Genomic DNA, 9,957 nt, shown 5'->3' with positions numbered 1-9,957 from the left:
TTCAGAAAATCGACGCGCACGCATGAGACCCCCGCTCGGGCTACGCCCTCCCGGACGTCTCATGCGTGCGCCACAAGTGGCCTGGTTTTGCTCCGCCGCCTGGCCGGATTTTACTCCGGCGTTGACAACACAAGTTGACAATTGCCGCAAACTGGCGATTTTCGGTCATATCGCCAACGAGGCTCTTGTCGATCTTGATTGACTGCACTGGAAGCTGCTGCAGGTGGCTGAGTGAGGCATAGCCGGTGCCGAAGTCATCCAGTGCAGCAGCAACGCCGTCATCACCGAGAGCTTGCAGCGATTTGGTAATTTCGTCCGCCCGGTCACTCAGGGGGAGCCGACGGTGGATTTTTGGGAGAAGCTTGCGAAGCTGAAAGGGCAGTTCAATCCGGCCAATATCGAGATCGACATTCGCAAGCTGCTCTTCTGGGCGCGCAACAATCGCAACGAACAGGCCACGCAGCGCCTGATGCCGATCGTCCGGGATCTCATCCAGACGGCAGTCATCGGTCAAACGCCTGGGCACCAGCCGGCGAGCCTCCAGGTCCATGGCTCAATCGCACATATCATGGCGTCGATGGCGGCGATTGACGTTCTTGAACAGCAGTTTTTGGCTGCCGCATCGACCAACCTTCTGGCGCGGATTGCATCTGATGATGCTCCTCGCATCCCGCAATTAATTCAATGCCCCCTGAGGGGGCTTTGAATTAATTGCGGGGTCTGATGGCGCGGAGGCTTGTAAATATTCCCTTTGCTCCCCATGCGGATTGATCCGGAAGTCCTTCGTGAAGTACGCAAAAAAGTTCCGTACTCGACACATTTCCCATCTGTTTGCATTGAAGACGTCCGAAAGGGCACAGCTCTCCATATTAGCTGGACATGATTAATCGAAACTGTGAACGACTTTGGATGAGGGCAAGAATCTGCATTCGGCTCAATGACTTGACAGAGCCACCATCATGGGCTGCTGCAGCGCAAGGCGCTTGGAGAATAACAAGCAGGCCAAGAGCGGATGTTTGATGACATCATACTCGATGGTCCAGGAGATGCTTATGAGCCATGGCGCATCAAGGGAGACCTTGGCGAGGTGCTGCAAGTCTCGGTTTCGGTTCAAGCTTACCGCTGTCGGAGTGCATCAACGACAACGCGAAAGGCCGGCGAGTTCTGGTGACGGCTTGGATAGTACAGATAGTAGCCTGGGAAAGGCGGCGTCCAGTCGTCCAGAAGGGTCAACAGCGCCCCAGAAGCGAGCTGAATGCCGACGAGATCCTCTGGCACAAAGGCGATCCCGAGACCTTTCACTGCGGCTTGGACCATCGGATAGGAGCTGTTGAAGGTGAGTTGACCGGCAACGCGGACCCTGAGCTCCTGTCCGGCCTTTTCGAACTCCCACGTGTACAGCCCGCCGGCAGTTGCCTGACGCATGTTGATGCAGTTGTGACCAAGCAGATCCTGCGGGTGCTGCGGCACCGACTTTTCCGCAAGATAGTCCGGCGACGCGACGACCAGCATCCGCCAGTCCGAACCGATACGGACAGCGATCATGTCCTTCTCGATACTCTCACCCAAACGTACACCCGCGTCGAAACCGTCCTCGACGATGTTGCGCAAACCATTATCTCGGCTGAGTTCCACGCGGATTTCCGGATAGGCTTTGAGAACCGGCTCGAGCTTGGGCCACGCCACCGTCTCCAGGGCATGGTCGGACAGGGTAATCCGGACAGTGCCCGAAGGCTTGTCGCGGAGATCCGAAAGCGCCTCGAGCTGACCTCGGATATCCCGGATGCTCGGAAGCAGCGCATAGTAGAGCCTGTCGCCTGCTTCGGTCAGTGAGACGCTTCGCGTAGTGCGCGTAAAAAGGCGCAATCCCAAGCGATTTTCCAACCGTTTGATGGTGTGGCTGAGCGTCGATTGGGTAATCCCCAGTTTTGCCGCCGCCTTGGTAAAGCTGCGGTCTTCGGCGACCGCCAGAAACCAGAGCAAGTCGTTGAAATCTTCCCTGGGCATCCTTCACTCCGCATGTAGGCAACCATTCATGGCATAGGTCGATTAATCTAAGCGACTGCAGACCACTAATGCATATCAAAAGCGCTTGATAGGTTGTTTCATGGAGCAGTCCAGCACTGTCCCACGCGCCCCGAAGAACCGATCGAAGGACGACAGCATGGAACTCAACATCAACGGAATACGGCAAGAGGTCGATATTGAAGCTGACACGCCTCTGCTTTGGGCGCTTCGCGACACGCTCGGCATGACCGGAACCAAATATGGCTGCGGCGTTGCGCAATGCGGCGCCTGCACCGTTCTCGTCGATGGGCAGCCGACCCGCTCCTGCGTCACGACGGTCGATACCGTGGTCGGCACGCAAATCACCACAATCGAGGCGATCACCGATGATCCGGTTGGCCGGAAGGTGGTCGAGGCTTGGGTCGTAAATCAGGTGCCACAATGCGGCTACTGTCAGTCCGGCCAGGTCATGGCCGCCACCGCACTCCTCAAAGAGACGCCGCAGCCGACGGACGACGGCATCGCTGCCGCCATGGTCAATCTCTGTCGCTGCGGAACCTACAACGCCATCGCTGCCGCCGTGCGCGACGCGGCACAGGCTTGATCGGGAGGATGACCATGAACCAGATTCATACAGACGTTCCCGGCAATGCCGCAAGCCACGACAAACCGTTCAATATTTCGCGCCGCGGGTTCCTCGGCACGGTGGCCGGTGCCCTGGTTCTCGGCGTCGCCGTGCCTGGCGCCATACGCCCGGCGCTGGCTCAGGCCGCCGCTGCGGCAGCGGCTCCGGGAACCCGCGTCCCGGCCTTCATCGAGATCCGTCCCGACAGCACAGTATTCTTCCGCAGCGCCTTCATCGAAGGTGGTCAGGGCATCTTCACGGCCATGGCACAGATCGTCGGCGAAGAACTCGATGTCGACCCGGCCAATTTCGTGGTCGAGGCGGCACCGCCCGGTCCGGACTATGGCTTGATCGGTGGCTACCGCTTCACGGGCGGCAGTTTTTCGGTTCGCTCCAGCTACGACCTCATGCGCAAGCTGGGAGCATCGGCGCGTGGCATGCTCCTGCAGGCTGCCGCTGAGAGATTGTCGGTCCCTGTGGCAGAGCTTTCGACCGAGCCGGGTCGTGTGATGCATGCCGCGTCGGGCCGGAGCCTCGCTTATGGAGAGATCGCCGAGGCCGCCGCACGTCTCCCCGTTCCAGAGACGGTGACGCTGCGCGAGCCCAAGGACTTTCGCTGGATCGGAAAGCCGGTCGAACGTCTGGATATCCGGGCCAAGTCGACGGGCAAGACCCAGTATGCGATCGATACCAAGGTCGAGAACATGCTCTACGCCGCCGTCCAGCACAGCCCGCGGCTGGGTGGCGAACCCGGCAGCCTGGCCAACGAGGCCGAGGTGAAGGTGCGGAAAGGCGTGCATTCTGTGCACAGGCTTCCCGGTGCCGTCGCCGTGGTCGCAGACAGTTGGTGGCGCGCGCGCATGGCCGTCGAGGCGCTGCAGGTCACTTGGACAGAACCAGCCGCCGGAACTGCCCATGCCATGCCTGCCGACTTCTCCAGCGCCGGCCACATGGAAAAGCTCAAGGCAACGACCGGCGACGGCGTGGTCTTCGAGGAACAGGGGGATGCAGCCGCAGCCCTTTCATCCGCCGCCAAGGTGGTGGAAGCGACCTATGACGCGCCCCACCTGGTCCATGGCCAGTTGGAGCCGCCGTCTGCGGTTGCCCGCTGGAACGAGGACGGCACGCTCGAACTCTGGATACCGAACCAGGCACCGGAAATGTTTCAGGGCGATGCTGCCAAGGTGGCCGACATTGCGCCTGAGAAGGTCATCATTCACTCACCGATGCTGGGTGGCTTTTTCGGTCGCCACTTTCTCTACCAGAGCGCCAACCCCTATCCGCAGGCCATCCTGCTTGCAAAGGCAATCGGGCGTCCGATCAAGCTGGTCTGGAGCCGCGAAGAGGAGTTCCTGCGCGATACACTGAGACCCATGGGAGTGGTCCGCTTCCGCGCAGGCCTTGATCAGGACGGCAACCCGACAGCGGTTTCGGCTGTCGCGGTGGGCGAAGGCGCAACGGGTCGCTGGTTTGGTCGCCAGCCCGACAAGGTTGACAGTTCGGCCGTGGAAGGCATCGCCGGCAAGATCTATGCGATCCCCAACAAGCGGATCGCACAGATTCATGTCGACGATCCCGCCATCATCGGCTTCTGGCGCTCGGTCGGCCATTCGATGAACGACTTCTTCTCGGAAACATTCTTCGACGAGATGGCGGATGCCGGGAGGAAGGATCCCTATGAACTCCGCCTCGAACTGCTGAAGGACAGTGCTCGCCATCACACGCTGCTGCAGGCCGTGGCCGAGCTATCCGGTGGCTGGAAGCGGGGGCCGTTTGCGGCAGAAGACGGCACACGCCGCGCCCGTGGCCTCGCCATGGCATCCCCCTTCGGCAGCGAAGTCGCAACGATCGCGGAAGTTTCGCTTTCGGATGGTCAGGTCGTGGTTCACGACGTGTGGGTCGCGATCGATCCGGGCAGCATCGTCAATCCGCGGGTGATCGAGCATCAGGTCAATTCGGCCGTGGCACTCGGCGTCTCCTCGGCACTGCTGGAGGAAGTGGTCTATATCGACGGTCTTCCCCAGGCCCGCAATTACGATGGCTATCCGATCCTGACACCGGACATGATGCCGAGGGTGCATGTGCGCATCATTGAAAGCGGAGCGCCAATCGGCGGCATTGGCGAACCCGGCCTACCGGGTGTGCCACCGGCCATCGCCAATGCGGTGGCCGTGCTCGCCACCGAGCGGCCAAGGAGCCTGCCGCTGTCGAAGACGACCTTTGAGGAGAAGAAGGCATGATCAGAACCATGAAGCAACTTGCCCGGGCGGCCGTGGCCACAACCCTGCTGGCCTGCCAGGCCCATGCCCAGGACGCGGCTGATGGAGCAAGATTGTTCAAGCAGCGCTGCGGCGCCTGTCACCAGATCGACAGCACGCGCAACGGCGTCGGGCCGCATCTGCAGGGCGTGATCGGTCGGACGGCGGGAACGCTGGAAGGCTTCCGTTACTCCCCGGCCATGCAGGGCTCCGGCATTAACTGGGATGCCGCCCAGCTTGACACCTATCTCACCAATCCGGGCGGGCTGATCAAGGGAACGCGGATGACCCAGCGATTTGCCAAGGCGGACGAGCGCAAGGCAATCATCGACTTCTTGGCAACGCACTGACGGAAACGCCGATCAGCGGACGCAGGTTGCGGCTGTAAAACCGATGAGATCATATTGTCTCTGGCCGGTCCGCATATCTGCTAGCAAACGCAGATAGGCCGACCGGCTCTCTATTTGAATATGCTCTGAGCGGGAGACGGAGATCGTGCCCGGAATTTTATCGGGGCATTCCATTGGCTATCCCCAACGATGTTGCCAGCGACTATCGCGAGAGGAACGACCTTGGCTATTGATGGCACGTTGACGCAACAATCCGATACCATAGCGACTGCGTTGTCCAACGCGGAAAGAACGGGTTTCCGGATTGCGATGCTCGGCCGAACGGTCGCCGTGATGCTCATCGCTTTCGCCCAGCTGCTCAGTTACTACTTCCCCATCAGTGTTGGCATTGCTGCGATCACATCCTTGATCGCTTTGGGCGGCCTCACATCACTGACTGCCGCCGGCACGCGCTACGAACGCCATGCTCGCTATGCAATCTTTGCCTTCGATGCGACAACGGTAACCGTTCTTCTGGCCTTCATACCACTCAGCAGCGGCGGTGACGTGCCACAAAACATGGTATTTCTCACCAGTTCCGTCCAGTACTACTATGTCGTGATCGCGGCGGCGGTTCTGACGCTCTCGCCGCCACTGGTGCTGTGGACGGGTGTCTGGGCGGCCAGTGGATTGCTTTTTGCTACCGGCTGGATCCTGTGGGGCATGGATAAGGTGGTGAGCTACAACAGTCTCCCGATTTCCCCCTCCCCGGAAATCTACATTCAGACAGTCCTCGATCCCGACTTTCTAGGCATTGCCTCCCGCCTCCAAGAAGCCCTCACCATAACCCTTGTCACGGCGATCGCTGCCTTGTCGGTTCATCGCGCGCGTCGTGTGGTGAGCGAGCATGCACAAGCGGAAGCCAATCGACACAGGGTGCAAAGCCTTTTCGGGCGCTATGTACCGGCCCCGATATTGCGCGAACTGCTGGACGAGGGGCATCTGATCCCCCAGTCCCGCCAGGCGACATTGATGTTCGCCGATATTGCAGGTTTCACACGTCTCTCAGAGGGCCTGCCCCCGACCACGCTCGTGCATCTGCTGAACGAGTTTTTCAGCGCCGTCACCGACATCGTCGACCGGCACGGCGGTGTGGTCATCAATTACCTTGGGGATGCGCTGCTGATTTCGTTCAACGCACCGCTGTCCAAGAAAGATCACGCGGATTCAGCCGTAAACGCAGCCCAGGATATTCTGGCAATGATTTCGCAACGGGATTTCGACGGGAAACAGATCCGTTTGCGGATTGGCATCGCGACAGGACTGGTCGCGGCCGGTACTGTCGGCACTGGCGCCCGCCAGACCTATACCCTCTATGGTGATGCCGTAAATCTTGCCCAAAGATTACAGGAACTCAGCAAGGAGACTGGCACGTTCTGTCTGATCAGCGGCACCACCGCACAACAGATACGGAGTGCTCCTCCTCTGACCCACGTAGGAACTTTTGCAATCCGTAGTCTGCGTACGCCGATAGAAGTCTTCCGCTACGGCGAAAACTAATGGGACTGGTCATGTAAGCCATGAGTTCATGACTGCCTTCAAAGCGCCCTTGATTGATGTCCTATGTCGATAGGTCCAAGCGAATTACAGTGACTAATCCTGGAAATTCATCCGGCATATATTGCCTCCATGACACAGCACGCTCTCACACGATCTGACTTCAACACCGGCGACAGCGAAGCAGCGGACGCGATTCCCTCCACCTCGACCGTGCCGATTGCCGCCTGGGGTGCCGTGGTCTCGATGGCTTTGTGCGTCTCCGTCCTGATCGCATCCGAGTTCATGCCCGTCAGCCTTCTCTCACCAATCGCAACCGAATTGGGTGTCACGGAAGGCCGCGCCGGCCAGGCAATATCAATCTCCGGCATCTTTGCAGTTGCTACCAGCATTTTGGTGGCGGCGCTGACGCGTCGATTGGACAAACGGCTGGTTCTTGCGTCGTTTTCACTGATCCTGGTGATCTCCGGAACGATCGTCACATTCGCTCCGAACTATCTCGTGTTGATGATCGGCCGAGCCTTGCTGGGCATCGCTATTGGCGGCTTCTGGTCGATGTCCACATCGATCGTCATGCGGCTGGTTCCGGAAGACTCCGTTCCCAGGGGCCTTGCAATGCTGAACGCCGGCAACGCCATTGCGGCCACGATCTCAGCGCCGCTCGGAAGCCTGCTTGGCAGCTATATTGGGTGGCGCGGCGCGTTCTTTGCTGTCGTTCCGTTGGCACTGCTGGCGCTCGTCTGGCAGTGGATCAGCCTGCCCTCTCTGCCGCCGCGTCATAGCGAGGGCTCGTCGAATGTCTTCCGGCTGCTGCTTCGTCCACCGGTCGCGATCGGCATGGCCTCGATCATGCTTCTCTTCATGGGGCAGTTCGCGCTGTTCACATACCTGCGCCCATTCCTGGAGACCGTCACGTCCGTGTCGATCTCGACCCTCTCTCTCCTTCTTCTGTTGATGGGCCTGGCAGGTGTCGCCGGGACCACCATCGTCAGCAACCTGCTGCAGAAGCGATTGTTCTTCATTCTTGGGGCGATCCCGTTGATCATGGCCGTGATTGCATTGGCACTGATTGCATTCGGCTCATCTTCCACAATCACCGCCGTCCTGCTGATCGGCTGGGGTCTGTTCAGCACCGCTGCTCCCGTTGGCTGGGGCACTTGGCTCAGCCGCACAATGGCCGACGATGCCGAGGCCGGTGGCGGGCTGCAGGTGGCTATCATCCAGCTCGCGATCACCCTTGGCGCATCCATCGGAGGTGTGCTGTTCGACGGCTACGGCTGGTGGACCACGTTCCTGTTCGCCGCAGTGCTGCTCGTCGGCTCGTTCCTGTTCGCCATCGCCGCATGGCGGCTTTCACCCCGCCGATAAAACCGGCGGCCATTCCATCCAGCTCAATTCCTCCAGATCAATTCCTATTGCATCACCACTCAAGGAGACATGCAGATGACCGACCAAATTCCCAAGGACGTTGAAACGTCGACGCCAGGCATCGATCGCCGAAACCTGCTCAAGATGACGGGCGCCGGCGTCGCGGCACTTGGGGCAATGTCCATTTTCGATTCCACAACTGCAAAGGCTCAAGACATGTCCAACGGCGCGTCCAATTTCTACACGAGCGACCGCGTGACCCTGCAAAAGGTCACGTTCAAGAGCCAGTACCAGACGAATGTCGCCGGCAATCTCTTCCTCCCGAACAACCTTGACCGCGCATCGAAGAACCCGGCCATCATCGTCGGCCATCCGATGGGTGCAGTGAAGGAACAGAGCGCCAATCTCTACGCAACCAAGATGGCGGAACAGGGCTTTGTCGCCATGTCGATCGACTTGCCGTTCTGGGGCGAGAGCGAAGGCGCGTCCCGCAACCTGGTTTCGCCGGAAGCCTATGCCGAAGCCTTCAGCGCCGGCGTTGATTTCCTCGGCTCGCAGGCTTTCGTCGATCGCTCCAATATCGGCGCCATCGGCGTCTGCGGCAGCGGCAGCTTCGTCATCAGCGCCGCCAAGATCGATCCACGTATCAAGGCGGTCGCAACCGTCAGCATGTACGACATGGGCGCCGCCTTCCGCGACGCACTGAACAAGTCCCAGACGGTCGAGCAGCGCAAGCAGTTCATCGCGACGGCAGCCGAACAGCGCTGGGCAGAGGCTGATGGTGCAGACATCCAATACATCGGCGGCACCACGCTCGAACTGACCACTGAGACGGATCCGATCCAGCGCGAGTTCTATGACTTCTACCGCACGCCGCGCGGTGAATTCACGCCCGCAGGCGTCGCCAGAGAAACAACGACGAAGCCGACCCTGAGCAGCGCCGTCAAGTTCATGAACTTCTACCCGTTCAACGACATCGAGACGATCTCCCCTCGCCCGATGCTGTTCATCTCCGGCGACCAGGCGCATTCGAAGGAATTCAGCCAGGACGCCTACAACCGGGCCGTGGAGCCGAAGGAACTGGTCTGGATCAAGGGCGCCGGCCACGTCGATCTCTACGATCGCGTCGATCTTATCCCGTTCGACAGGCTGAAGGGCTTCTTCGATCAGCACCTCGCCTGAAGATGAAGCGACACGGGCGCGGGAGCCACTTGAGGCTTCAGCGCGTCCATCTGTCTCGGTCGTCGTGGGGCGACCGAGACATCATGGCGCGCTCGAGAATACGCTTGCGCATTGCAAGGCGCAGGTTGCGGCAGCGGCTAATCGACCGCCACAAGGATGAAAACTATGAGAATCTATCGCTGGTCCGGCTTCCTGGCCCTACCCTTCGTGGTCGTTCTGGCAGGTTATTTTCTGGTCGAAACCGAGTTGTCTCCGACGCCAGCACTTGCGGCCCCCAACTCCGTCACCTTCCCGCCTCTCGATCAGCTTGAGCATTACACTACGGTTCGGCGGGGCATCACGCGGGAACACATGCTGACGAGCCCTGAGGCATTGGCAGCGCTCAAAGCCGGGCAGCCTGTTCCCACCGGCACCCATATGGTGCTCGTCGATTATCAGAGCGACGTTCTCACGCGCTATCTCGTTGGCCAGAAAATCGGCGATGGCGCCGACGAGTGGGAATACTGCGTGTTTCACTAATTTCGGGACAGAGATTCCAGTAATTCGCGGACAGGGATTTCAGTAAATACGGGACAGCAATTCCACTAATTCCGGGACAGTTCCGGATGTGGATTTGTAGGTCGATTTTCGC

General features: G+C 59.7%; 10 protein-coding genes. 8 read left to right on the top strand and 2 right to left on the bottom strand.

Annotated features, from left to right (window positions below; genetic code table 11):
• Positions 1-40: 40 nt before the first annotated feature.
• On the bottom strand, positions 41-262 hold the full coding sequence (locus tag AX760_RS28015; RefSeq protein ID WP_280950803.1) for an EAL domain-containing protein: 222 nt from the start codon (positions 260-262) through the stop codon (positions 41-43).
• A gap of 81 nt (positions 263-343) precedes the next feature.
• Between AX760_RS28015 and AX760_RS27850 the strand changes: the two genes are divergently transcribed.
• Positions 344-706, top strand: coding sequence for a hypothetical protein (locus AX760_RS27850; RefSeq protein ID WP_245295103.1), 363 nt, complete (start codon positions 344-346; stop codon positions 704-706).
• Between the two features lie 410 nt (positions 707-1,116).
• Here the strand turns inward: AX760_RS27850 and AX760_RS24875 are convergent, their stop codons facing one another.
• Positions 1,117-2,007 (bottom strand): LysR family transcriptional regulator, encoded by an 891-nt coding sequence (locus tag AX760_RS24875; protein ID WP_071835707.1) that lies wholly within the window; start codon positions 2,005-2,007, stop codon positions 1,117-1,119.
• Positions 2,008-2,164: 157 nt separating this feature from the next.
• On the opposite strand from AX760_RS24875, the gene AX760_RS24870 reads away from it, so the two are divergent.
• From AX760_RS24870 to AX760_RS24840, 7 genes are all read left to right on the top strand, one after another.
• Positions 2,165-2,611, top strand: a complete 447-nt coding sequence (locus AX760_RS24870; RefSeq protein WP_071835706.1) for a (2Fe-2S)-binding protein — start codon at positions 2,165-2,167, stop codon at positions 2,609-2,611.
• 14 nt (positions 2,612-2,625) lie between these two features.
• On the top strand, positions 2,626-4,872 hold the full coding sequence (locus tag AX760_RS24865; RefSeq protein ID WP_071835705.1) for a xanthine dehydrogenase family protein molybdopterin-binding subunit: 2,247 nt from the start codon (positions 2,626-2,628) through the stop codon (positions 4,870-4,872).
• A complete protein-coding gene (locus AX760_RS24860; RefSeq protein WP_280950802.1) occupies positions 4,869-5,240 on the top strand; it encodes a c-type cytochrome in 372 nt (123 codons plus the stop codon). Before AX760_RS24865 ends, AX760_RS24860 begins: the two co-directional genes overlap by 4 nt.
• A 222-nt stretch (positions 5,241-5,462) precedes the next feature.
• A complete protein-coding gene (locus AX760_RS24855; RefSeq protein ID WP_245295102.1) occupies positions 5,463-6,779 on the top strand; it encodes an adenylate/guanylate cyclase domain-containing protein in 1,317 nt (438 codons plus the stop codon).
• 129 nt (positions 6,780-6,908) lie between these two features.
• Complete coding sequence (locus tag AX760_RS24850; RefSeq protein ID WP_245295101.1) at positions 6,909-8,144, top strand: MFS transporter; 1,236 nt, start codon at positions 6,909-6,911, stop codon at positions 8,142-8,144.
• A 75-nt stretch (positions 8,145-8,219) separates the two neighbouring features.
• Complete coding sequence (locus tag AX760_RS24845) at positions 8,220-9,326, top strand: alpha/beta hydrolase (protein WP_071835709.1); 1,107 nt, start codon at positions 8,220-8,222, stop codon at positions 9,324-9,326.
• Between the two features lie 165 nt (positions 9,327-9,491).
• The gene (locus AX760_RS24840; protein ID WP_425348896.1) at positions 9,492-9,845 is read left to right on the top strand and encodes a hypothetical protein; all 354 of its coding nucleotides are present in this window, start codon (positions 9,492-9,494) and stop codon (positions 9,843-9,845) included.
• Positions 9,846-9,957 lie beyond the last annotated feature (112 nt).

The organism is Pararhizobium antarcticum, assembly GCF_001885585.1.
Classification (GTDB): Bacteria; Pseudomonadota; Alphaproteobacteria; order Rhizobiales; family Rhizobiaceae; genus Pararhizobium; species Pararhizobium antarcticum.
The sequence above is the reverse complement of the archived record's forward strand: the minus strand, read 5'-3'. Positions and strand labels throughout refer to the sequence as shown.